The organism is Mesorhizobium sp. P2_E10, from assembly GCF_056404235.1.
This window is the reverse complement of sequence record NZ_JBFUEK010000012.1, coordinates 111,397-135,897: the sequence shown is the minus strand read 5'-3', so window position 1 is coordinate 135,897 and position 24,501 is coordinate 111,397. Positions and strand designations below refer to the sequence as shown.

Sequence of the window (24,501 nt, the reverse complement as noted above, 5' to 3'; positions counted from 1 at the left end):
GGCAACAGGCATGTGCGTGGCGGACGCACCGGGCCGCGGGGTATCCTCTTCATCGTCGCGGCCATCGTGGCCAAGTTCGATCTCCATCTCAAAGCTTTCGCTCAACGGTTGCAACAGGCGGGAAAACCCAAAATGCTCATCCGCATCGCGCTAGCCAGAAAACTGCTCGTCATTCTCAATGCAAAAGCACGCGACGCGCGAGCCGAGTTCGCCAATGCAACTTGACACCCCAGATAGTCGCTCTCCCCCCAGATCGGCTTCATCATGCCACGAATGCCGAGCCGCCATTGTGGGCCACACTGTTGAGATATTTTGCCGGCGGCTTGCCAAGCGCCTTCTTGAACATGGTGATGAAGGCCGTGACGGAGTCATAGCCGAGATCGCCTGAAACCTGCTGCACGCTCGCACCGGAGGCCAACTCCCGTATGGCGACGATCAGGTGCAGTTGCTGGCGCCAGCGCCCGAAGCTCAAGCCGGTCTCCTTCACCACGAGACGGGCGAGACTGCTCTCGCTGAGCGCGACGCGACTGGCCCATTCGGCCAGAGTGCTGCGGTCGGCAGGATCTTGCGCCAACGCTTCGGCGATCCGCCGCAAGCGCGGCTCGGGCGAGATCGGCAGATGTAGCTGTTGGACAGGCATGCGCGGCAGTTCGGTGAGCAGGACCCTGGTCAACAGCTCTCCCCTCGCCTCTTCATCCTCCACGCGATCGGACAGTTCGATGATCAGTTCGCGCAGCAGCGGCGAGATCGAAAGCGTGCAGCACCGGTCCGGCAGATCGGCGGCTCCCGGTTCGATGTAGACGAAGAAAATCCGGGCATTGGCGGTCGCGATATTGCTGTGCTCCATGCCGCCGGGAATCCACACCCCACAATGCGGCGGCACCATCCACCAGCCGCTGGGAACGCGACAGGTTACCCCGCCGCCCAGCGCGAAGACCAGTTGGCCTTTGCGGTGCCAATGGTCGGGCACCTCCGCTCTGGTCTCGGGAACATCAACGCGCACGGCAATCGCAGGGGCGGAATGGTCATCGACATCGAAGTCGAGCCAAGGGTAGCGGAGCGGTTGTTTCATGACTGACTGTTTTTAGCGACTATTCGCCATGATAGCTAGATTTTTTAATCGGGGAAGTCGATAGGATCCGGTGCGTCCACAAACCGGCAGGAAGGAACGACAACCATGCTCGCCCTCGTCATGTCTTCGGACAGCACCACCGGACTGAGGCTCGCCGAAGTCGAGGAGCCTCAACCCCTCGCGAGCGAAGCGCTTGTTTCGGTCCACGCAACCTCGTTGAATCGCGGTGAACTGCGCCTCCTCGCCATCCGCCCGGACGGCTGGTTACCCGGCCAGGACATCGCTGGGATTGTCGAACGGGCAGCAGCCGATGGCTCCGGGCCAGCGGTCGGTGCCCGGGTTGTGGCTTTGGTCGACGAGGCCGGTTGGGCCGAACGGGTCGCCGTTCCAACCGACCGTCTCGCCGTCCTGCCGGATGAGGTTAGCTATGCCTCCGCAGCCACGCTCCCCGTGGCGGGCACGACCGCACTGAGGACTTTGCGCCATGGCGGCGATCTCGCGGGACAGCAGGTGCTGGTCACGGGCGCCAGCGGTGCGGTCGGCCGCTTCCAGATCCAGATCGCCCGCGAGCAAGGCGCCTCGGTGACGGCAATAGCCGCCGCCCGGCATGCCGAGGATTTGCGCAACCTTGGGGCCGGCCAAGTTGTCGGGTCGATTGAGCTGGCCAGTGGGCCATTCTCGCTGATCACCGAGTCGGTTGGCGGCCAAAGCCTCGCACACGCGATCGAGCGCGTCGCACCTAGCGGGACCATAGTCATGTTCGGTTCGAGCAGCGGCGAACTCACGCCCGTCGGGTTCCGCCAGTTCGTTCCCGGTCACGAGGGGGCGAGGCTTCAGACCTTCGCCTACTACGCGTCCGGTTCCGGCATTGGCGCGGACATCGCCTCGCTGCTCGCTCTGGTCGCGGCGGGTCGGCTGGACACCCGCCTGTCCCTAACCCTGCCGTGGACAGACATCGCTCAGGCCCTGGGCGCACTGCGACAACGCAGCTTCAGCGGCAAGGCTGTTCTCACCATAGGCGGATGAGCAGTCCTTAGCCTGAAGTCAGCCGCTCACACGTGCTGGCCGCCATTGATGTGGATTTCCGAACCCGTCACATAGGACGCTTGCTGCGAGCACAGGAAGAAGATGATGTCGGCGACCTCGGCCGTGGTGCCCAGCCGTCGCAGCGGGATCGTCTCGACGATCTTGTCGGTGCCCGGCGACAGGATCGCGGTATCGATTTCGCCCGGTGCTATGGCGTTGACGCGGATGCCGTGCGGGCCAAAATCATGCGCCATTTCGCGCGTCAGCGAGCCGAGTGCTGCCTTCGAGGTCGCATAGGCCGTGCCGGCGAAGGGATGCACCCGGGTGCCGGCGATCGAGGTGACGTTGACGATTGATCCTTTCGCTGCGGCAAGCTCCTTGAAGAGGCCACGCGCGAGCATGATCGGCGCAAAAAAATTCACCTGGAACACGTCGCGCCAGACATGCATCGGCGTCTCGATCGAGTTCATGCGGCTGTTGCCGTCCTTGAGCTTCGGCGAAATGCCGGCATTGTTGACCAGCGCATGCAGTTGGCCGCCATGCGCTTCCAGCCGGCGGCGGATTTCCGAGACGGCGATGCCGACATCCTCCTGATCGGCGAGATCGACCTTGATATGGTCTTCCGGACCGGCCGGCCACGGACAATCCTCGGCAAAGGCCTGGCGCGAACAGGTGATGACCCGCCAGCCCTCGCGCGAAAAGCGCTTGACCGTGGCATGGCCGATGCCGCGGCTGGCGCCGGTCAGCACGATGGTTTTCCTGGTGTCGGTCTCGGCCATGTCGCTGTCTCCGGCCGGACATGTAGCGGAAGGCGATTGCGGTGGCGAGGGGTCAGCCGCCGCCGAGGATGTCGAGGATAGATGTTTGCCGTTTCTTGGTCGGGCCGCCGACATTGCCGGGCGGCACCGGGTGCTTGATCGAGGCGGTGGTGCCACCGTCGCCGGGCATATCGAAGCCGTCGGCATCGACCGTTTCGGCAGGCCGCGGCGCGCGCGTCGGTGCAGGCGCCTGGGCGACCGGCACAGCCGCCCGTGGCGCCGGTGCTGATTGGCCGACGGACGCCGGCGGCACCGGTGCCGGTTGTGCCGGGCCGGATGACGGCATTTCGTCCTGCACGATCGTATCTGCCGGTGTCGACTTCCACGTTCCGGGCAGCGGCCGCACCGGCACGCCCTCATGTGCCGCGACCATGAACTCGTGCCAGGCCTGCGCCGGCAGCGCGCCGCCGGTAACCTTCTTCATCGGGCTGCCGTCATCATTGCCGAACCACACGCCGGTGGTGAGATTGGCGGTGTAGCCGACGAACCAGGCGTCGCGCGAATTCTGGCTGGTGCCAGTCTTGCCGGCAGCCGGCCAGGCGAAAGCAGCCTTCTTGGCCGTTCCGGTTTCGACCGTGCCGGTCATCATCGAATTCATCATGCCGACGATCTCGGTCTTGACGACGCGCGGCGCGCTGCCGCCATTGTCGTCAAACAGCACCTTGCCGTCGGTGGTCGTCACTCGCCGGATGAAATGGATGTCCGGTCTGTAGCCGCCATTGGCGAAGGGAACATAGGCTGAGGTCAATTCCAGCGGCGTCACCTCGGAGGTGCCGAGCGCAATCGAGGTGTTGGCAATCAGGTCGGACTGGATGCCCATGCGGTGCGCCGCCTCGACCACCGCGTCAGGCCCGACCTCCATGGTCAGCTGTGCCGCGACCGAGTTCAGTGATTTCGCCAAAGCGGTCGCCAGCGTCACCTTGCCGAAATACTTGCCGCCGTAATTGTCCGGCGTCCACTTGCCGATCTTGATCGGCGCGTCGTTGCGCATGCTGTCGGGCGTGCGTCCAGCTTCCAGGGCCGCCATGTAGACGAACGGCTTGAAGGCCGAGCCTGGCTGGCGACGGGCTTCCGAGGCGCGGTCGAACTGGCTGGTCGAATAATCATAGCCGCCGACCATGGCGCGCACGGCGCCGGAATTGTCGATCGACACCAGCGCGCCCTGGCTGACATTGAGTTTTTTGCCGCTCTCGTCGATCAGCCGGCGGATCGATTGTTCGGCGAGCTTCTGCAGGTTCAGGTCGACGGTGGTGTTGACGACGATGTCGCCCCGCACGTCGCCGATCAGGTCGGGCAATTCTTCCATGATGGTGTCGGCGACATAGTTTTCCGAACCGGTCCAGTAGGACGGCGAACGCGTCGCCGGCGCGCTCATCGCAAAGGCCAGTTCCTTGGCGCTGATCTTGCCCTCGTCGCGCATGGCGGCCAGCACCAGCTGCGAGCGCTCCTCGGCCGCCTTCGGGTCACGCGCCGGCGACAGCCGCGACGGCGCCTTCAACAGGCCGGCCAGAAGCGCTGCTTCCGAGAGCGTGACGTCACGCGCGCTCTTGCCGAAATAGCGGCGCGAGGCCGCCTCGACGCCATAGGCGCCGGAGCCGAAATAGACCCGGTTGAGGTACATTTCGAGGATCTGGTCCTTGGTGTGCTTGTGCTCCAGCCACAGCGCCAAAAGCACTTCCTGCACCTTGCGTTCCAGCGTGCGGTCCGGCTTCAGGAACAGGTTCTTGGCCAGCTGCTGGGTCAGCGTCGAGCCGCCCTGCGAGAAATGGCCGCCGAGAACATTGGTCACCATGGCGCGCGAAAGACCGATCGGGTCGATGCCGAAATGCGAATAGAAGCGGCGGTCCTCGATGGCGATGACGGCCTCGGGGATGTAGGGCGACATTTCGTGCAGGCCGACGGCCTCGCCGCCGCTCATGCCGCGATTGGCGAGCAATTGGCCATCAACGGAAACGATCTTGATATTGGGGGCACGGTCGGGGATCGACCAGGTGGTGGCCGCGGGCATTTTGGCGCCGTAATAGACGACGATGCCGGCCACAGCGATGCCACCCCAGATCGCCATCACGAAACACCAGTAGAACAGCCGGGCAAGCACCCCGAACAGGCCGCGCCGGCTTCTGCCGCGACCCCGGCGCGATGATTTCGCCTTGGCGGATTTACGCCCTGTGGAGGATTTGCGGTTGCTCGGCACGACGCGATCCTCCTCGCTCACCGAAAAACCGGCCTGGGATTTCGCCCGTGGCGTTCCATCGAAGCTGGGTTCGATGCGGCTGTCTTTGCGGTTCGCCATGCGCTGCGCTGTCTGTCCCGATGACTATGGCGTTCGGGTTGAAGAGTAGATGCGGCAGTTTAAAGGCGCGTTAAGTTGGCTGAGCCTGGCCAAACACGATCAGATCGGCTCGAACGCCACATCCGGCGCATCGGCGCCACCCGCGTGCCGCAACAAGGCGACGAGCGGTTCGCGCCTGTCGACCTGCGGCTGCTTCCACCGCGAAGCGTTGCCCACATGCAGCCAACCGTCGATCTCCTTGAAGAAGCCATCATAGAGGCTGCGGCCGGCTCCGAAGCGGTGCCATTTCCTTTCGGCGAAGCGGACCTGGCCCGGATCGGCCGGGCGATAGAGCAGCGGCCAGTTGCCGCCGCCGGCATCCATATGGAATTTGCCGCTTGGCGCGAAATCCAGGCGCTGCCGCAGCACGCTCCCGTCAAAGAAACAGAAGCCCGGCCACAGAAACCAACCGCCCGGCGTCGGCGTATCGCGGCGCGGATAGCCGTAGAGGATTTTGCCCTGCATCCGCTCCCGGATGGAGAACGCCTCGGTGGGAAAGATGTCGTGATCGATGAAGCCGAACCGCGACGGCCGGTATTTTCTGACGAAATTGCGCGTGATCCAGTTCAGCGCCAGGCCATGCGAGGCGCTGACATACAGTTTGTTCCTGGGCAGGCCGACATAGGGGACACGCTGCCGCTGGCATAGATCGGCAATCGCCAGCCTGGCGTCGTGATTGCTGCTGTTGTCGAAGACGATGTAGCCGTCGCGCTCAGCCAGGTGCCGGCGCACCAGATAGATCTGCCATTCGATCACGTCTGGCCGGTTGAACGCCACCGTGGCGGAGATGGTATCGGAGAACGCCGTCTGCCGGTCATGCAATGCGCTCACAGCCGGCGGTTTTCTCAAAAAGCGAAACACCCGCAGCCGGTCGCGAATAGCGTTGGTGAACCTGGGCTGGGGGTTGAACCGCAGCCATTCCTCGACGGACATCTCGATCTCGTCGTCGTCCGGCCCTGTCTCGTCGTCGAGGATCAGATCACCCTCCGCAGCTTGCACCGATGCGCTCAGTTCTGCTGGATCGAAATGCCCTTGTCGTCGATCTTGAGTTCCACGCCTTTTGGCTTGGTTTCTTCGCGATAGACGTAAATGCCGAGTGCTATGACCACGACAATGAGCGCGCCAATGAGGAGATAGAGTGTGTTCTGTTTCATGGCGCGCTCCTTCTGATATCGAGCCTCACGCTCGCTTCAAGACCTTGACCAGCACCAGCAGGATGACGGCGCCGATCGTGGCGTTGATGATGGAGCCGAGAATGCCGCCGCCGATGGCGAAGCCGAGCCTTGGGAAAAGCCAGCCGGCGATGAACGCACCGACGATGCCGACGATGATGTTGCCGATCAGGCCGAAACCAAAGCCCGAGACGATGAGGCCGGCGAGCCAGCCGGCAATGGCGCCGATGATGATGAAGACGAGAAGGCTTTCGATACCCATAGCGAGTTCCTCCGAGCAAGAGGGCGATAGCGGAGCCGCGAACCCCGAATCGGCCTCGATTTCAACGGCTTCAGGCTATTCGAAAGCAGCTGGTCCCGCCAGCGGCGGCGTCACTCGTCGTCATCGTCGCTAGAAGCAGGCCGCCAGCTTGTCGGCTCGACCTTCTTCTGCGTATGGCTGTCGACATAGACCCACCAGCCGTCGTCGCGATATTGCGCGGGAGATTCGTTGATCACGCCGTCGCTGTCTTTCCATTGGACAGTGATCTTGGAGCCGTCCATTGGCGCGGTAGAGATCGGTTTGCGGTCTGCCATGTCATCCCTCTCTGAACCGACGAAACGCAGCGGAATGCGCTCCGGTTCCGGGCCAAAGCCATCAGCTGTGGGCGAAAATGTCTTCCTCGCCCCAGCCCATCAGGTCGAGCTTGGCACGCGTCGGCAGAAAGCGGAAGCAGGCGTCGGCTTCCTTGGTCCGGTTCTCGCGCGCCAGCCGCCCGGCCAGCACATCGCGCAGCCGGTGCAGGTAGAGCACGTCGGATGCGGCATATTCGAGCTGTTCGGGCGACAATGTCTCGGCCGCCCAGTCCGACGATTGCTGCACCTTCGACAGGCTGACGCCCAAAAGTTCGTTGCAGATGTCCTTCAGCCCGTGCCGATCGGTGTAGGTGCGGGTCAGCCGCGAGGCGATCTTGGTGCAGAACACCGGTTCGGCCATGACGCCGAAGGCGTTGTAGAGCACGGCGATGTCGAAACGGCCGAAATGGAACAGCTTGGTGATGCCGCGGTTTCTGAGCAGGCTGACGAGGTTCGGCGCCTTCTTCTGGCCGGGTGCGATCTGGATGACGTCGGCCGTGCCGTCACCCGGTGAGATCTGCACCACGCAGAGCCGGTCGCGATGCGGGTTCAGCCCCAGCGTCTCGGTGTCGATGGCCACCGCCCCGACATTGTAGTGCGAGAGGTCGGGCAGGTCGTTTTTGTGAAAGCGGATATCGCTCATCGTCTTCTCCGGTCACGGCGCTACCCGTCCTCGCCGCGATGCAATGAAAAATCAACAGAAACTTGACCGTTGGCCCGTTCAGCGCGTCAACGCATCGAGAATGCGTGCCCAGGAGCGCTGTCCCTTGTGGAAGGAGGTCAGCTCGTATTTCTCGTTGGGCGAATGGATACGGTCGTCATCGAGGCCGAAGCCGACCAGCAGGGATTCGATACCGAGATAGGTCTGGAAATCGCCGACCACCGGGATCGAACCGCCGCTGCCCGTCGTCACCGCCGGCTTTGGCCATTCATCCGACAGCGCATTCTTGGCCTTGGCCAGGAACGGCGAGTCGTAGGAAAGCTGGATAGCCGGCGAGCCGCCATGCGGGTGGAATTCGACCGAGCAGTCCCCAGGAACGCGCTCCTGGACGAATTTCTGGAAAGCGGCGCGGATCTTCTCGGGATTCTGCTTGTGGACAAGGCGGAACGACACTTTCGCCGAGGCCTCCGCCGCGATCACCGTCTTGAAACCCTTGCCGGTGTAGCCGCCTATGATGCCGTTGAACTCGGCCGTCGGCCGCGCCCAGGTCAGTTCGAGCACCGAGCGGCCCTTTTCGCCTGACGGGATCGACAGACCGATGGGCCCGAGAAAGGTTTCGGCCGTCTCGCCGAGCGTCTCCCAGGATTTCAGGATCTGCGACGGCGTCTCCTCGACCCCGTCATAGAAACCCGGAATGGTGATGTGGCCATCCTTGTCGTGGATGTCGGCCAGGATTTTCGCCAGGATGCGGATCGGATTGGCAGCGGCACCGCCGTAGAGCCCGGAATGCAGGTCGCGATCGGCGGCCTTGACGGTGATCTCCTCGCCGACCAGCCCGCGCAGCGCGACGCAGATCGACGGCGTCTCGCGGTCCCACATGCCGGTGTCGCAGACCAGCGCGAAATCGGCCTTAAGTTCGGCTGCATTGGCTTCGAGGAACGGCTTCAGCGACGGCGAACCGGATTCCTCCTCACCCTCGAACAGGATGGTGATGCGGCAAGGCAGGCCACCATGCTCCTGTTTCCAGGCGCGGCAAGCCTCGACGAAGGTCATCAACTGCCCCTTGTCATCGGCCGAGCCGCGGCCGGTGATCACCTTGTGGCCGGGCGCGACCTCTTTCACTGCGGGTGCGAACGGATCGTTTTCCCAGAGCTCGATAGGGTCGACCGGCTGCACGTCGTAGTGGCCATAAAACAGCACATGCGGGGCGCCGGCTGGCCCGTCATGATGCGCAACGACCATCGGGTGGCCGGGCGTGTCGCGCACGCTGGCGTCGAAGCCGATAAGCTTGAGCTCGGCCACCAGCCATTCCGCCGCCTTGCGGCAGTCGGCGGCATAGGCCGGATCGGTGGAGATCGACTTGATCCTGAGCAGGCCGAACAGGCGCTCCAGGCTCTGGTCGAAATTGCTGTCGAGACGGTCGAGGACGGGGGAAACTGCGGACATCGGGTCAAGCCTTTCGATTCTGAGCGGCAACCCTAACGGCGCGGCTCCAGAACGAAAAGCCCGCGATCATTGGACCACGGGCCACCAATAGCTGTCGCAAGGCAAAAAAATGCCGCCGTGGTGGAGGGGGAACCACGGCGGCGTTTTACTCGAAACGATGCGGCAGCCCGGAGAGGGGGGATAGGCTGCCGCAAGTGTCCGGGATAGGCGGGGGACGGGCCTTGCTCCGGACTCGGCGAAAACTGCCGATGCGCTTTATTTGTGTCTTCGAACGTGGCGTTTCAAGGGCGCCAAAATTACACTTTTGTAACATGTGCGTGAGCCGACCACTCTGTCAGGGTGTTGCTGGAACCAGTGGTTGAAGCCGCCTTTGCCATGGACCGCAGCATCATGCCGCGCTATCCCTGCCGGCATGAAAAAAGGCGATCATCTCTTCCTTATCGACGGCTCCGGCTACATTTTCCGCGCCTATCACGCGCTGCCGCCGCTGACCCGAAAATCCGACGGTCTGCCGGTCGGGGCCGTTTCCGGCTTCTGCAACATGCTGTGGAAGCTGATGCTGGATGCCCGCAACACCGATGTCGGCATCGTGCCGACGCATTTCGCGGTCATTTTCGACTATTCGTCGAAAACCTTCCGCAATGAGCTCTACCCGGAATACAAGGCCAACCGCTCGGCGCCGCCCGAAGACCTGATCCCGCAATTCGGCCTGATCCGCCAGGCGACAAAGGCCTTCAACCTGCCCTGCATCGAGATGGAAGGCTTCGAGGCCGACGATCTCATCGCCACCTATTGCCGGCTGGCCAGCGAAGCCGGCGGCGACGCCACCATCATCTCCTCCGACAAGGATCTGATGCAGCTAGTCGGCCCCACGGTCGGCATGTACGACCCGATGAAGGACCGCCAGATCGGCGTCCCGGAAGTCATCGAGAAATGGGGCGTGCCGCCGGAAAAGATGATCGACCTGCAGGCGCTGACCGGGGATTCGGTCGACAATGTGCCGGGCGTGCCGGGCATCGGGCCGAAAACGGCGGCGCAATTGCTCGAACAGTTCGGCGATCTCGACGCGCTGCTCGCCCGCGCCGGCGAGATCAAGCAGGACAAAAGGCGCGAATCCATCATCGCCAATGCCGACAAGGCGCGCATTTCGCGCCAGCTGGTGACGCTGAAGAACAACGTGCCGGTGATCGACGGGCTTGACGATTTCGTGCTGCATGAGCCCGACGGACCCAAGCTGATCGGCTTCCTCAAGACCATGGAATTTACATCGCTGACCCGCCGTGTCGCGGAAGCGACCGCAACCGAGGCCGGCGATGTCCAGGCTGTCACGGTCACCGTCGAGCGTGCCGATACGGCGCATGGTCCCGATGTGGGGTCGGGGGCGCCGATCGCCAAAAGCACGACGGACAGTTTGGCAGGGACAGGGGACGCAGCGGCAGGCACGCCCAGGGCGGAAGCGGCAAAGCAAGGCGACACACCTTCCCTGCTCTCGGCACTTCGCCTGGAAGCTGCCGGCGCGGGCAAGATCGACACCAGTGCCTACGTCGCCATCCGCGACACCGCCACGCTGAAGGCCTGGATATCAGAGGCGGTTGCCGCCGGCGTCGTCGCCTTCGAGACCGAAACCACCTCGCCCGATCCGATGCAGGCCGAACTCATCGGCCTGGCAATCGCCACCGCGCCCGGTCGCGCCGCCTATCTGCCGCTGACCCACAAGAGCGGCAACGGCGACCTGCTCGGCGGCGGTGCGCTCGACAACCAGATCCCGGTCCGCGAGGCGCTCACTTTGCTGAAGCCGCTGCTGGAAGACAAGTCCGTTCTCAAGATCGCGCAGGAGCTGAAATCCGGCCTCGTCGTCATGAGCCGCCACGGCATCGATATCGCGCCCTTCGACGACACCATGCTGATTTCCTACGTGCTCGACGCCGGCACCGGCCACCACACCCTGGCCGCTCTTTCCGAGAAATGGCTTGGCCACGCACCGACCCCGCTCAAGGAATTGGCCGGCTCGGGCAAAAGCTTCGTCGGCTTCGACCAGGTCGATATCGACAAGGCGACGGCCTATGCCGCAGGCCATGCCGATGTGACGCTCAGGCTCTGGCAGGTGCTGAAGCCACGGCTGGCGGCCAAGGGCCTGGTCTCGGTCTATGAGCGGCTGGAGCGGCCGCTGGTGCCGGTGCTGGCCAGAATGGAACAGCGCGGCATCTCCGTCGATCGGCAGATCCTGTCGCGGCTCTCAGGCGAACTGGCGCAAGGCGCTGCCCGGCTGGAAGAGGAAATCTACCAGCTCATCGGCGAGCGCATCAACATCGGCTCGCCAAAGCAGCTCGGCGATATCCTGTTCGGCCGCATGGGCCTGCCCGGCGGTTCGAAGACCAAGACCGGGCAATGGTCGACCTCGGCGCAGCTTCTGGAAGACCTCGCCGCCGAGGGCCACGAACTGCCGCGCAAGATCGTCGACTGGCGCCAGCTCACCAAGCTGAAATCGACCTATACCGATGCGCTGCCCGGCTTCATCCATCCCGACAGCAAGCGCGTCCACACCTCCTACGCGCTAGCCGCGACGACGACCGGCCGGCTGTCGTCCTCCGATCCCAATTTGCAGAACATCCCGGTGCGCACGGCCGAAGGCCGCAAGATCAGGACCGCTTTCATCGCCGACAAAGGCAACAAGCTGGTCTCGGCCGACTACAGCCAGATCGAATTGCGTGTGCTCGCCCATGTCGCCGAGATCCCGCAGCTCAAGCAGGCCTTCGCCGATGGCGCCGACATCCACGCCATCACCGCGTCGGAAATGTTCAACGTGCCGGTCGAAGGCATGCCCGGCGAGATCCGCCGCCGCGCCAAGGCGATCAATTTCGGCATCATCTACGGCATTTCCGCCTTCGGCCTCGCCAACCAGCTGTCGATCCCGCGCGACGAGGCCGGCGCCTACATCAAGAAATATTTCGAGCGCTTCCCCGGCATTCGCGACTACATCGAAGCGACCAAGGCCTATGCCCGCGAACACGGCTTCGTCGAAACCATCTTTGGCCGCCGCATTCATTATCCGGAGATCAGATCGTCAAATCCCTCGATCCGCGCCTTCAACGAACGCGCCTCGATCAACGCGCGCCTGCAAGGCACCGCCGCCGACATCATCCGTCGCGCCATGGTGCACATGGAGGATGCGCTGGACAAGGCCGGGCTCTCCGCCCGCATGCTGCTGCAGGTGCATGATGAGCTGATCTTCGAAACGGTGGAGGCGGAAGTCGAGGCGACGATCCCTGTCGTCCGCCGTGTGATGGAGAACGCTCCAATGCCGGCGGTTTCGATGTCGGTGCCGCTGCATGTCGATGCCCGGGCCGCCAACAACTGGGACGAGGCGCACTAAGCCAGTTCAGGCGGCCTCGGCCAGGCACTTCGCACAGGTGCCGCGAAACTCGATCACCGCCTTCTTGGCGGCGAAGCCGGTCGAGCGCACCCATTCGTCCAGCCGGTGGCCGACATCGTGGTCGGAGAACTCGGTCACCTGGCCGCATGTGTCGCAAATGGCGAAGGCGGTCATCGAATGGCTGTGGTCGTGCGGCTCGGCGCAGGCGACGAAGGAGTTGAGGCTTTCTAGCCTGTGCACAAAGCCGGACTTCACCAGCGTGTCGAGCGCGCGGTAGACCTGCAACGGCGCGCGAAAGCCGCGTTCGCGCAGCTGGTCGAGCAATGTATAGGCGCTGAGCGGCCCGCTGGCGGCCTCGAGTTTCTCGAGCACGCACAGCTGGTTCTTCGTCAGCACATCCCTTGCCGCCATGATCCTGTTTCCAACCCGTCTGCGCCGTAGGCAGTCTATTTCTGTATGCGAATGGCTCCTGTGCCATTCAGATAGCGACGAACCGTCATTTTTGCTACTGTTTCTGGCTGACAAAGACGACATCGGCGCCTTCTCGGCTGGAAAGTCCGATTGCGAGACGGATCGCCGCACGACATTCAAAATACTGACAAAATCCTCGACGAGGGTTGCGGCACTTGGAAATTCGATCGGGCTTGGGGAAGCAATGATGATCAAATTGACACGACGGACGCTGCTCGTCGGCGCGTCCGCGCTGACGGCTGCCGGCACGCTATCGTTCCGCGCCTTCGCCGCCGCGCGCACCTACCATGCACTGCTGGTCGCTTGCACCGACTACCCGAACCTGCCGCAGAAGAACTGGCTGATCGGTCCCAAGAACGATGCCGGTCTGGTGCGCGACTATCTGTTGAAGAACACGCCGGCTCCGGTGAAATTTGCCGCCGAAAACGTCACGCTGCTCGCCAAGGATGTCGAAGGCGCCAACGGCTTGCCCACGCATGCGGCGATCAAGGCAGCCCTTGCCGATCTCGCCGCCAAGGTCCAACGCGACGATTTCGTCTATCTGCATTTGTCCGGTCACGGCGCTCAACAGCCGCAAGCCAAGTCGGGCGACGAGACCGACGGTCTCGACGAGATTTTCCTGCCCGTCGACATCGACAAATGGGTCAAGCGCGAAGAGGGCGTGCCGAATGCGCTGGTCGACAACGAGGTTGGCGCCGCACTCGACGCCATCCGCGACAAGGGCGCCTTCGTCTGGGTCGTGTTCGACTGTTGCCACTCCGGCACGGCGACACGCGCCGCCGAAGTCGACGACGAGATGGAGCGCAAGGTCGAGTTCGCCGATCTGGTCGGTGGCGACGCGGCGGCGAAGGCCGCTGCCGTCAAGAGCTATGACGACATAGCCGCCGGCGCATCGCGCGGCTTCAACGAGAACGGCGGCCGCAAGCCTGCCTTCAACCTGACCCCAACCGGCGGCGAGGCGATCACCAAGGGCAAGCTGGTCGCCTTCTATGCAGCGCAGACGGTCGAAACGACGCCTGAGATGCCTTTGCCCAAGGGCACTGCCGATGCGCCGCGCTTCGGCCTGTTCACCTTCACCATCCTCTCGAAACTGGCCGAGAACCCTGATGTCACCTACCGCCAGCTCGGCCAGGCCGTGCTGCAGCAATATTCGGCCGACAGCCGCACGCGGCCGACGCCGCTGTTCGAAGGCGAACTCGACGCACGCGTCTTCGGCACCGACAAGACCGATGCGGTCATGCAATGGCCTGTTGTGATCAAGGATGACGAGGCGACGATCGGCGCCGGGCTGCTGCATCGCCTCACCCCGGGCAGCAAGCTCGCCATCCTGCCCTCGGCGCTGTCGCAGCTCTCCGAAGCGCTCGGCTATCTGGAAGTCGAGTCGGCGAAAAACCTGGAAAGCCGCGTCAAGCCGGTCGAGTTCGACAACAAGCCGGCGCTGAAGCTGGCAGACATTCCCGCCAACGCCTATGCGCGGCTGGCCGAACTCGCCGTCGACTACAAGCTCGTGGTGGCACGGCCGGCAGCGACCGACGGTCTCGACAAGGAAACCGCCCTCGTCAATGCGGTTCTCGACGAACTGGCCGCCAGGGAGAACTCAGGCTTCCACATCGCGCTGGTCGAGCCCGGCAAGAGCGCCGACCTGCGGCTCGCAGTGCTGCGCGAAAATGCCATTGCCGGCGCCGCCAAGGATGCCACCGACAAGCCGGCGCTGTGGTTCCTGACGGCTTCAGGCGACGTGTCGCTGAAGGACGGCAGCAAGCCGCCGCTGATCATCATTCATCCCGATGACCGCGACAAGCTGGTCGACGCGACCGCCAGGAACCTGACGACGATCTTCCGCGCCACCGGCCTGTCAAGGCTCGCCGCCGCATCCGACTATCGGCCGGAAGAGGTCAGCGTCGAATTCCAGATCAAACGCAAGGACAGCGACGCACTGGAGCCGCTGCAGGCTTCGACCGTGCCGCGCGTGTCCCCCGGCGACCAGGTGCATGTCCTGGCTCGCAACGAATCGGACGCCTATGTCGACATCAATGTGCTCTATGTCGGCAGCGACTATTCGATCACCCACATCGTCGCCGAACGGCTGGCCCCTGCCAACGGATCGCCGGACGCCGGCTTGAAGGAAGGCCTGCTCGCCTTCACCGACACCAGCTTCGGCATGGAGCGGATGATCGCCGTGCTGACCGAGGCGCCGCCGCAGAGCGAGAAGGAGGATCTGAGCTTCCTGGCGCAGGACGGCGTGCCCTCGGCGACACGCGCTGTCGGCGGGCAAGGCTTTTCCGCAATGCTGACCGATATCGGCATGGCGCCGGCGACGCGCTCGGTGATGAAGCTTGCCGACAAGAGCGGTCCGAAGGGCGCGGTGATGATCTTCCCGATGGAGACGGTGCCGCGCAGCTGAGCATCGTTGTCGGCCTTTGCGCGGGCGTGATATGTGAACATTCGCGGCCCCGGCGCGACGGGGGCCGGACGAAACAGACGAGGACATCCGTGACTATCCCAGTGTTTTCCTGGCGCACAACAACCATCGGCCTCGTGGCCGGGCTGTCGGTCGCCAATGCTTCGGCGGATGAGGCCTGCGGCCTGTGCGCCAAGCAGATCATCACCAATTCCGAGCTGGCGAGCTGCTTTCTCGACCAGTACGACCAGATCGCCAAAACCGGCAACGGCGCCGTCGTGGTCGATTTGAGCAACTGCGCCTCACGCGGCGTGGTCGAGCCCTTGCCATCACCGAACAAGGCGCCAGCAGAGCCGGACGTGCAGTTCATGATTTCACGCACACAGCTCGATTGCCTGAAGAAGAAACTGGAGGCGCCCGGCGTCGTGCTGGACCCGACCGCCACCATCGAACTGGACAGCTGCGGATGAAAAAGCCGGGGGGCAACGCAACACAACAGGCGCTGACGGCGCAAGCGCCGGCAGCGAATAAGAAGCCGGAGACCTTGCCGGAAACCACCGAAGGCTTTCCGTGGCCGAGCGCCCACGAGATCAAGAAGGAGACCAACCCCTTCACCGACCGCGACTGGCGCATGCTCGTCTATGCCTGGGCGGGGTTGGCCGTGCGTCTGGCGATCATCTTCACGCTGGCGTTTTCGGTCTATCAGTTTCTCGCCAACCAGGACCAGAAGCGCGTCGAGCAGACGATGTCGCTGGTCGAGCTTTGGGAAAGCAAGGACTTCCATGAGGCGCAACGGGCGCTCAAGGAGCGGCTGGCAGCGCTCAATGCCAAATACGACAATCTGCTCAGCACCAACCCGACGCCGACCGAGGAGCAGGTGTTCCGGCAGCGCATCGGCATCGAGGCGATGACGGAAACTGGCGGCACCATGCCGCTTGCCGATTTCAGCGATAATTTTGATCGCGTCGTCTATTTCCTCAACCGCCTCTCCATCTGCGTCGACGGCAAATTGTGCTCGCGCGAAGTGGCCGACGCCTATTTCCGCGACTATGCGGTTTCCTTCTGGAGCTATTTTGCCGGCTATATCGACAAGGAACGCAAGGCGGGTTCTTCCAACTTTGCCTCGGCGATCGAGACCTATGTGCACGAAGGGCCGCCTCCGGCTCAGTCCAAATAGCGGCCACACATGCCGGACCGCTCGACCCTTAAGCGTGCTCTCCGGTGGCTGGCCGTAGCCGGTGCTTTTGCCATGGCGTCAGCCGCACACGCCGAAGACACGCCGGATTTCCACCTCGACCTCAACACCGGCGGCCACAGCGCGCAGGTGAACGACCTTGCCTTCACGCCGGACGGCCAGGAACTGGTCTCCGCATCGAACGACAAGACCATCCGCATCTGGGACTGGCAAAGCGGGGTGAGCCTGCGCACCATTCGCGGCTATCTCGGGCAAGGCAGCGACGGCAAGATCTATGCGGTCGCGGTGTCGCCGGACGGCAAGACCATCGCCGCCGGCGGCTATTTCGGCGCCAGCCTCGGCGACAAGCCGCCCTATGGCGACATCAGGCTGTTCGATTTCGCCACCGGCAAGATCAAGGCGGTGCTGAAGGCCGCCGACTATGCGATCTATGACCTCGCTTTCTCAGCCGATGGAAGGACCCTGGCAGCCGGCGGCGCTGACGGCTTCGTCTATCTATGGCGGCCGGATCAGGCATCAGCGACCGGCTGGACACTGGGCAGCAAACTCGACGCCGATTCCTGGCATATCGACAAGCTGGCCTTCGCCGCCTCGGGAACCCGTCTGGCAGCGACAACCATCGACAACGGCATCCGGCTCTGGGATGTCACCAAGGGCGAGGAGATCGCCCTGCCCGCCGAGGCCGAGGCATTGCGGGACATCAGCGTCGCCGCGCTCGCCGTGTCGCAGGACGGCAGCCTGTTTGCCACCGGCGACAAGGACGGGCTGGTCCAGCTCTGGCGCGCCGCGGACGGCACGCTTGCCCGCGCCATGCCGAAGCAGGATTTCTTCATCGGTTCGCTGACCTTTGCTTCGGGGGCGCGGCTGGTCGCGTCCTGCGGCTATCGTTGTGCCGACAAGCATCGCTCCATCGTCTGGAACACCGACAGCGGCGCGGTCGAGCGCGACTACGGCGGCCATGACGGCACCGTCTTTGCCAGCGCCGCCAATGCCGACGGCTCGCTGGTGGCGACCGCCGGCGGCACCCGCAACGCCATCCAGGTCTGGGACCCCGCCACCGGCGAGCGCAAGGCGCTGCTGCAGGGCGCCGGCGAACCGGTGACCGCAGTCGGCATCGACGCGGCGAACAACATCATCGCCTGGGGCAATGCCAACCCCTGCCCGGAACGCATCTCCTGTCCGGAACGGCAAGGCGGGCTCGACAAGATGCTGGCATTGCCGACGGCGGAGCGTTTCTTCGACAACCCGCAGCCGGCGGCCGAACAGGGCATCTATGCGCGGGCGGCACTGGATGACGGCCAATGGTCGCTTCATGCCGCACCGGGCGGCAAGGATGCGCTCGAAAATGCGGTCTTGGAAATCGCCAATGGCGGCAAGGTCGTGCGCAGCATCGAAAACGACGCCACCAACGGCTTCGTCCATTCGGCCTACACGCTGATCGACAACGGGCTTGGCCTGATCACCGGCGGCAATGACGGAACGCTGCTCGAATACAGAACCGCGACCGCCAAGATCTCCGGCGAGTTCACCGGCCATACCGGCGAGATCAATGCCATGGCTGTATCGGAACAGGCCGGCCTGCTGGTCACCGGCAGTGCCGACCAGACCTTGCGGCTGTGGAACCTGAAGACGCACAGGCTGATCGTGTCGATGTTCTTTGCCGGCTCAGAGTGGATCGCCTGGATGCCACAGGGCTATTACTATTCGTCGGATGACGGCGACAAGCTGGTGGGATGGCAGGTCAATCAGGGCCGCGACCACGAGGGCCGCTTCATCAGTGCCGGACAGCTGAAGAAATATCTATGGAGCCCGGAAATGGTGCGCCGCGCGATCATCCTGCGCAGCGCCGAACAGGCGGTCGAGGAGATGCGGCCGGGCGTCGATCACGAACTGCAGAAGCTGCTGCAGCGCAAGCCGCCGGAATTCGGCCTCAAGCTCGCCGCCGACCAGAGCAATGTCCGCGACGGCTATGTCGCCGTCGAGATCACCGGGGCCAGTGAAGCCGGCGCAGATGTCGCCGGTTTCTCGATCCTGTCGAACAGCCGCAATGTTGGCGACGTCACCGCGCGTTCGGTCGACGGCGGCAAAAACACCATCATCGAAGTGCCGGTCGAAAACGGCGAAAACACCATCCGCATCACCGGCAGCAACGAATTCGGCTACCTGACCGAGCGCAGCGTGACGGCGCTGGCAAAAAAAACCCAGAAGGTTGCCAACAAGGGCAAGCTCTACGTCGCCGTCATCGGCGTCGACAAATATCCTTTCCTCACCGAGGCCTGTGCCGGTCGCGCTTGCGATCTGCGCTACCCCGTCGACGACGCGACGGAATTCCTCAACGTGATCGCGCAGAAATCGGCGCCTTTGTTTTCGTCGATGGAGACGCTGGTGCTGGTCAACCGCGAAGCCCTGGACGAGACGCCCGACGGCGGCACGGATGTGTTCAGGGTCGCAAGCGCCGACAGCGTCCTGGAGCCCGACGCGGACACGATCGACGACCAGCTCGCCGATTTCCTCGACAAGCCTGGCGAGAACGACACCACCATCATCTTCGTCGCCGGCCACGGCATCAACATCGACGAGGACTACTATTTCATCCCGACCGACGGCCGCAAACAGGACGCCGAGCGCTGGAAGCGGTCTTCGCTGGTCGACTGGTCGGACATCCAGAAGTCTGTCGAACGGGCCAAGGGCATGCGCTTCATGCTGCTCGACACTTGCCATGCCGCCAATGCCTTCAACCCGCGCCTGGAAAAGGACGCGCAGGATGCACGCATCGTCGTTTTCTCGGCCACGGCCGCCAACAACACCGCCGCCGAACTGCCCGAGCTCGGCCACGGCGTCTTCACCTATTCGGTCCTCGAAGGCCTGCGCGGCAAAGCCAAAACCTCCGATGGCGGCGTGACTTTGTTCGGCCTCGCCGACTACATCTCGCGCGAGGTGGTGCGACTGACCGCCTCGCGGCAGAAGCCGTTCTATTATGTCGGCGGTGTGGAGAACATCATCCTGGCCGAGCCATGACGGTTCGCCTGCTGGCGCTAGCCATCCTGTCCCTGACTACGCTTGGAGCGGCCTTGGCCGCACCAGTCGCCTGCCCGCCAGGCAACGAAAACTTTTCCCGCTTCTACGACGACCCCACACTCTTCAACGACGCCATCGCCAAGGTCGCCGATGTCGAACCCTCCAACCAACGGCTGACCGGCATCACCGTGCCGCATCACCTTTTGACGGCCGATCTCGTGGCCCTCGGATTCCAGGCGGCGTCCGGCTTCCGCTACAAGCGCATCGTTATTCTGTCGCCCGACCATTTCCACAAGACGCAAAAACTCTTCGCCACCACGACGCGCGGCTTCGACACCGTGCTTGGCGAGGTCACCACCGATGCCGATGCAGCGCGTCGGCTGGAGACCAATAGCGACATGGTGGAGGACTCCTGCCTGTTCGCCCAGGAGCACGGCGTGCTGGCCATGCTGCCCTTCCTGCGTCACTATTTTCCTGAAGCCGAGATCGTGCCCGTGGCAATGTCGGTCAAGGCGCACCGCGGTGACTGGGATCGGCTGGCGGAAGCCCTGAAGGCGATCGTCGATGACGACACGCTGATCGTCGAATCGACCGACTTCTCCCATTATTTGCCGCAGCACGACGCCCGCCGCTTCGACCAGCAGACGCTGAACATCCTGGCCGCCGGCTCGCTCGACGGCATCGCGGCCCTGCGCCAGCCGGATCACGCCGATTCGGTCGGTGCGCTCTATATCCAGACCAAGCTGCAGCGGACGCTGTTCGGCGCCGGGCCGCTGGTCATCGCCAATGAGAATTCGCAAGCGCACACGAGCGACTATGTCGAGCGAACCACCAGCTATGTCGTGGCGCTGTTCGGCGCCTTCGGCCCCGGTTTCAACAACCCGGCCCGGGCGAAAGACAAGATCTTTTACTTTGCCGGCGACGTGAATTTCGGCCGCGCCATGCGCAAGATCTTGGTCCGCGACGGCGTCACTGAGCGGATCGTTGACAACGTCCTGGCATTGACCAGGTCGCGACCGCTCATCGTCAACCTCGAAGGCGTCGTGCTGCCCAATGTGCCGGAGGCCATCGACGACATGACGCTGGCAATGCCCGAGGGGCTGGCTGTCGACATGTTGAAGAAACTGCATGTCGCCGCTGTCGGCCTCGCCAACAACCACGCCTTCGATCTCGGGCCATCGGGTTATGCCGAGACGCTGCACGCGCTCGATGCGGCGGGCATTGCACATTTCGGCCAGGGCGAGACGCTGGCGCTGGCCGATCTTGATCTCGTTGGGCTGACCGATATAGATACCAACGGCTCGAAGAACACCAACCTTTTGACGCCCACTCTGCTCGACCGGCTGCTGCACGAAAATGCCGAGCGGCCGGTGATCGCGTTCGTTCATTGGGGCCGCGAATACAAGACCGAGCCGTCGGCGCGCGAAGACATGCTGGCCGACCAGATGCGGCTGCGCGGTGTCTCGGCCATCATCGGCGGCCATCCGCATGTGTCGAGCGAGGCGCTCCTGTCGCTCGGTGGCGGCGACGTGGCGGAGGTCTATTCGCTCGGCAATTTCCTGTTCGACCAGAGCGCCGAGCGCTCGTCTGGCTCGATGCTGGAAGTGCGCGTCTTCGATCAGGGCACGATCTTTGCCCGGCTCATTCCGCTGCCGAATTACTTCGAGATGGGACGCAAATAGGCGCCTCCCAGGGGGTGTTGAGATTCAGTTCAGGCCGGCATCCGCTGACCCTAGCCGCAGCCGGCCATTTCGCGCGGCAGATAGCAGGCTGCCGGTTCGGTCTTGGTCAGGAACAGCGCCTCCTTCGGCCGGAAATAGAAGAAGGTGACCGGCTTGCTTTCGCGGATGCTGCCGTCGGCGAAGTGGGCGGCGATGCTGAAGCGATGGATCGACGACATCGACGACCACATCTTCAGCCGCGCCGTATAGGCGCTGAGGTTCTTGTTGCCGCGCACCGGCATGGGGATGGTGTAGTCGTGCTTGCCGATCGGGAATTCGATGTTCTGATAGCGCATCGCTTCCGGCGTACCGCCGCCGCCGTCGCCGCATTCGGCCAACGATTCCGGAATCTCGAACACGACCAGGGTCATCGATACGCGAAACGGCTCACTCTGTTGCGTGACGTTGCCTTGATCGTCCGACCAGGAATAGTCGAACTTGCCGATCGCATTGACTGTCATTGCCTGGTTGAGGCTGCCGAGATAGTCGGCCACTTCGCCGAACTTGATCTTGTTGGTGAGCTGGCTGCGGCAGACGTTGAGGGCATCGGCCGACTGGCAGGAGAAGCGTCCGGTTTCGAGGCTCGCCGTATCCACCCCCGCCTCGGCGAGCACGTTCTTGATCGACACATCGGCGCCCTCGCCGACAGTGCCGATATCCTTGGTGAACGTGCGGCTGGGCTCGCCGGTCGGGTTGTCCTCCTCATCAACAGTGGTGAACTGCAGCGACATCTTCATGTCCTTGGCTTCGCCCCAGCCATTGTTGAGGATCGAGAAATCCGGCCGGAAGCCGACACAGCCGAAATGCTCGACCAGCGACAGCATCGGCTTGCGATAGGCGTCGCTGGCGGCGACCTTCATTTCCAGACTGGCGAGCTTGACCTTCGACCGGTCGGTCGTCTTGAGATCGACCTCGGCAAAGGCCGGCGCATTCTCCCAGTCCATGCCCTCGTAGACATTGCTGGTGGTGATCTGGCCGGTGCCGTTCCAGCCGTTGTTGTATTCGTCCGAGCTCGGGTAGATCGCGATGTCCTCGTCGCGCACCAGATGCTGGTACTGCATGTCCGACTGCTGGGTCATGCGCAGGTCGACGGCAACGCCGATCTCGACCTTGTCGGCATCGCCGCCGCCGGCTTGCGCCTTGAGCAGTCCGCCCACCCTGGCGTCGGCCAGCACATCGGGACGCGAGCCGCCGATCTCCTTGCCCATTACCCACTGCGACTCATAGACAGTGCCGCCCGGCAGACGGGTTCGACCCTTGCCATTCTTCAGGCCGTCGGCAAATGAACCGGCAAAGATTTCGCCGGTCTTCGACAGCAAACGTCCCGCGCCATTCGGCACGCCGGCGACGAAATCGCCCTCATAGCGATTGCCGTCGGCATCGACATGGATGCCGCGGCCATCGAGTTCACCGGCAACCCAATGACCCTCGAGAATTTCGCCCGAGCGGAGCTCAAATCGGCCTTGCCCATCGGGCCGGCCGTTTTTGATGTCGCCGAAGTAGCTGGAGTAGACGGTCCTGGGGTCGTAGCTCGCCGAGCCGCGCACCCGCCAGACCAGCCTGCCCTTGCCGTTGGCGGTGCCGTCGGCGGCGATCGTCCGGTCGGGCGACTGGCCGGCCGCCGGCTCCCAGACGAAGTCGAGATTGAGCTCCGGATGGAAGTCCCACACGCGCACTGTTTTGCGCAGCACCGAACGCGTCTCGCTCTGGTAGAGGATCTGCACCCGCTCGGCCCAGGCGCCAGCCTGCGGCGTACCGCCTTGGTTGGCCAAAGCTGGAAAACATGTCAGCGCAGCCAGCATCGATGCGGCCGTCATCGCCCTGATCGCTGAGATCGTCCCTGCCCGCACCATGACCCCCAACCCCTTGGAGCGTTGAGCGTAAGCGCCGATGCAAGCCGGCGCAAGGGAGCCGCGCCGGTACAAAAAAACCGGCGGCGGGAACGCCCCGCCGCCGGTTTTCTGGATTGATGGTTTCTCGCCTTTAGGCGCGAACACCCGTCAGGTTTATTTGTACAGGCTGTTGATCCACTGCACATTGACGGCGCTGAGGCGCACGGCAGTGTTGGCATCCGGGCTTTCAGCCACGTTCACACCGGTGATGACGCGCTGCTTGGCGCCGTTGTCATAAGCATAGACCGAGCTGCCGCTCGACCCCGGATAGGTATCGCAGTCGTACTGGAAATACTCCGGGCCGATGTTTTCGGCATGCACTTCGCAGGTCGCCTTCCACATCGTGCCCATCGGCTTGTCGCCGGGATAGCCGACGATGTTGGCGGTGAAATCACCAAGATCGTCATAGTTGGCATAGCCGAGCCAGCCGAGATTGGTACCGACATCCTGCTTCAGCGTGACGATGCCGAGATCCCACGGGATAACCGAACCGTAGTAACCCTGGTAGTTGTCGATGAAGCCCTGGACGATGTAGGCGCTTTCATAGGTGAAGGCGCCGAACGGTGCGTCGTCGGCTGTGCTGCCATTGAGAGCCGGCACGAACAGGAGGTCGTCGAGCCAGGCCTTGTCTTCGTGGCTGTAGAGGCAGTGCGCGGCGGTGAGCACCGTGCGCGGGCCGATCAGCGTCGCCGAGCAGCTGCCATAGCTGCCGCTCTTCGATTTGCCTTCGAGATACCCGATCGCGGTGAACGGGTAGGTCTTGGTGTTCTTGATCTGCTCGCGGTCGTCCGTTCCGAAGACCTGACGGCCGGCTTCTTCACCGCCGGTCAGCCCGGAATTGTCCGACTTCTTTCCATCGGCCGGCGCATTCAGTTCCTTGATGACAAGGTCCCTCAGCGTCTCGCTGGCGTCGACCTTGATGTCCTTGCCATCGGCGGAATGTCCGACGATGCCGTAGGATTTGACTGCCGTTGCCTCGTCGGTCAGCGGCGCTGCACGGCTGGCTTCGTCTTCCGTCAGTTTCGGCGGCGCGATCGGCTTCGCCCGGCCAGGCTGGTAGTCGCCCGTCCCGACATCGCGCATGCTTTCGCCGTTGCCGGCATTCGCGGAGCCGGGATCGGCGGCGAAGGCGGGCAGCGCCCACATTGCAGTGGAAAGCAATGCGGATACTAGGATGGTGTTTGTCAGTTTTGTCATGGTGAGACTCTCCCAAAAGTCAGCAAGGAGTGGATCAAAATAGAGAAATATTGTCGAGATCGTGGTGGCGCCGAAAAATGATATTGGTTAA

The 24,501-nt window shown here is 63.4% G+C and carries 19 protein-coding genes and 1 pseudogene; 8 read left to right on the top strand and 12 right to left on the bottom strand.

From position 1 onward, the window contains the following. Positions 1-225 (top strand): annotated as a pseudogene (locus tag AC1D0N_RS25380) (IS110 family transposase); the annotation flags it as partial. 37 nt (positions 226-262) lie between these two features. Here the strand turns inward: AC1D0N_RS25380 and AC1D0N_RS25375 are convergent. Further along, positions 263-1,072, bottom strand: a complete 810-nt coding sequence (locus tag AC1D0N_RS25375) for an AraC family transcriptional regulator (protein ID WP_477248715.1) — start codon at positions 1,070-1,072, stop codon at positions 263-265. Between the two features lie 105 nt (positions 1,073-1,177). Here AC1D0N_RS25375 and AC1D0N_RS25370 point away from each other — a divergent pair, with 105 nt between their 5' ends. After that, entirely contained in the window at positions 1,178-2,098 is a 921-nt protein-coding gene (locus AC1D0N_RS25370) for a zinc-binding dehydrogenase (RefSeq protein WP_477248714.1), read from the top strand. A 26-nt stretch (positions 2,099-2,124) separates the two neighbouring features. Here AC1D0N_RS25370 and AC1D0N_RS25365 read toward each other — a convergent pair whose 3' ends face one another. The 8 genes from AC1D0N_RS25365 to AC1D0N_RS25330 form a co-directional block, all read right to left on the bottom strand. Then, positions 2,125-2,877, bottom strand: coding sequence for an SDR family NAD(P)-dependent oxidoreductase (locus AC1D0N_RS25365; RefSeq protein ID WP_477248713.1), 753 nt, complete (start codon positions 2,875-2,877; stop codon positions 2,125-2,127). A 52-nt stretch (positions 2,878-2,929) separates the two neighbouring features. After that, complete coding sequence (locus AC1D0N_RS25360; protein ID WP_477248712.1) at positions 2,930-5,209, bottom strand: transglycosylase domain-containing protein; 2,280 nt, start codon at positions 5,207-5,209, stop codon at positions 2,930-2,932. 99 nt (positions 5,210-5,308) lie between these two features. Then, positions 5,309-6,247, bottom strand: coding sequence for a hypothetical protein (locus AC1D0N_RS25355; protein ID WP_477248711.1), 939 nt, complete (start codon positions 6,245-6,247; stop codon positions 5,309-5,311). 8 nt (positions 6,248-6,255) lie between these two features. After that, on the bottom strand, positions 6,256-6,402 hold the full coding sequence (locus AC1D0N_RS25350; protein ID WP_477248710.1) for a hypothetical protein: 147 nt from the start codon (positions 6,400-6,402) through the stop codon (positions 6,256-6,258). A gap of 25 nt (positions 6,403-6,427) precedes the next feature. Continuing rightward, complete coding sequence (locus AC1D0N_RS25345) at positions 6,428-6,682, bottom strand: GlsB/YeaQ/YmgE family stress response membrane protein (protein WP_477248709.1); 255 nt, start codon at positions 6,680-6,682, stop codon at positions 6,428-6,430. A 110-nt stretch (positions 6,683-6,792) separates the two neighbouring features. Continuing rightward, a complete protein-coding gene (locus AC1D0N_RS25340) occupies positions 6,793-6,996 on the bottom strand; it encodes a hypothetical protein (protein WP_477248708.1) in 204 nt (67 codons plus the stop codon). Positions 6,997-7,057: 61 nt separating this feature from the next. Then, a complete protein-coding gene (locus AC1D0N_RS25335) occupies positions 7,058-7,678 on the bottom strand; it encodes a ribonuclease D (protein WP_477248707.1) in 621 nt (206 codons plus the stop codon). Between the two features lie 78 nt (positions 7,679-7,756). Next, on the bottom strand, positions 7,757-9,142 hold the full coding sequence (locus tag AC1D0N_RS25330) for a M20/M25/M40 family metallo-hydrolase (protein WP_477248706.1): 1,386 nt from the start codon (positions 9,140-9,142) through the stop codon (positions 7,757-7,759). A gap of 412 nt (positions 9,143-9,554) precedes the next feature. Here AC1D0N_RS25330 and polA point away from each other — a divergent pair, with 412 nt between their 5' ends. Beyond that, positions 9,555-12,515 (top strand): DNA polymerase I, encoded by a 2,961-nt coding sequence (gene polA / locus AC1D0N_RS25325; RefSeq protein WP_477248705.1) that lies wholly within the window; start codon positions 9,555-9,557, stop codon positions 12,513-12,515. A 6-nt stretch (positions 12,516-12,521) separates the two neighbouring features. Here the strand turns inward: polA and AC1D0N_RS25320 are convergent, their stop codons facing one another. Next, positions 12,522-12,926 (bottom strand): Fur family transcriptional regulator, encoded by a 405-nt coding sequence (locus AC1D0N_RS25320; RefSeq protein WP_023675234.1) that lies wholly within the window; start codon positions 12,924-12,926, stop codon positions 12,522-12,524. Positions 12,927-13,173: 247 nt separating this feature from the next. Here AC1D0N_RS25320 and AC1D0N_RS25315 point away from each other — a divergent pair, with 247 nt between their 5' ends. From AC1D0N_RS25315 to amrB, 5 genes are all read left to right on the top strand, one after another. Next, positions 13,174-15,390, top strand: a complete 2,217-nt coding sequence (locus AC1D0N_RS25315; protein WP_477248704.1) for a caspase family protein — start codon at positions 13,174-13,176, stop codon at positions 15,388-15,390. A gap of 89 nt (positions 15,391-15,479) precedes the next feature. Then, positions 15,480-15,857: a hypothetical protein gene (locus AC1D0N_RS25310; RefSeq protein ID WP_477248703.1), complete on the top strand. Its 378-nt coding sequence runs from the start codon at positions 15,480-15,482 to the stop codon at positions 15,855-15,857. Then, positions 15,854-16,564 carry a DUF4760 domain-containing protein gene (locus AC1D0N_RS25305; protein WP_477248702.1) on the top strand — a complete coding sequence of 237 codons (711 nt, stop codon included), beginning with the start codon at positions 15,854-15,856 and terminating at the stop codon, positions 16,562-16,564. The genes AC1D0N_RS25310 and AC1D0N_RS25305 overlap by 4 nt, the downstream gene beginning before the upstream one ends. A gap of 72 nt (positions 16,565-16,636) precedes the next feature. Next, positions 16,637-19,600 (top strand): caspase family protein, encoded by a 2,964-nt coding sequence (locus AC1D0N_RS25300; RefSeq protein ID WP_477248701.1) that lies wholly within the window; start codon positions 16,637-16,639, stop codon positions 19,598-19,600. After that, positions 19,597-21,282: an AmmeMemoRadiSam system protein B gene (gene amrB / locus AC1D0N_RS25295; protein ID WP_477248700.1), complete on the top strand. Its 1,686-nt coding sequence runs from the start codon at positions 19,597-19,599 to the stop codon at positions 21,280-21,282. The genes AC1D0N_RS25300 and amrB overlap by 4 nt, the downstream gene beginning before the upstream one ends. 50 nt (positions 21,283-21,332) lie before the next feature. Here the strand turns inward: amrB and AC1D0N_RS25290 are convergent, their stop codons facing one another. After that, entirely contained in the window at positions 21,333-23,138 is a 1,806-nt protein-coding gene (locus AC1D0N_RS25290) for an MORN repeat-containing protein (protein ID WP_477248699.1), read from the bottom strand. Positions 23,139-23,327: 189 nt separating this feature from the next. After that, complete coding sequence (locus tag AC1D0N_RS25285; RefSeq protein WP_477248698.1) at positions 23,328-24,410, bottom strand: trypsin-like serine peptidase; 1,083 nt, start codon at positions 24,408-24,410, stop codon at positions 23,328-23,330. Positions 24,411-24,501 lie beyond the last annotated feature (91 nt).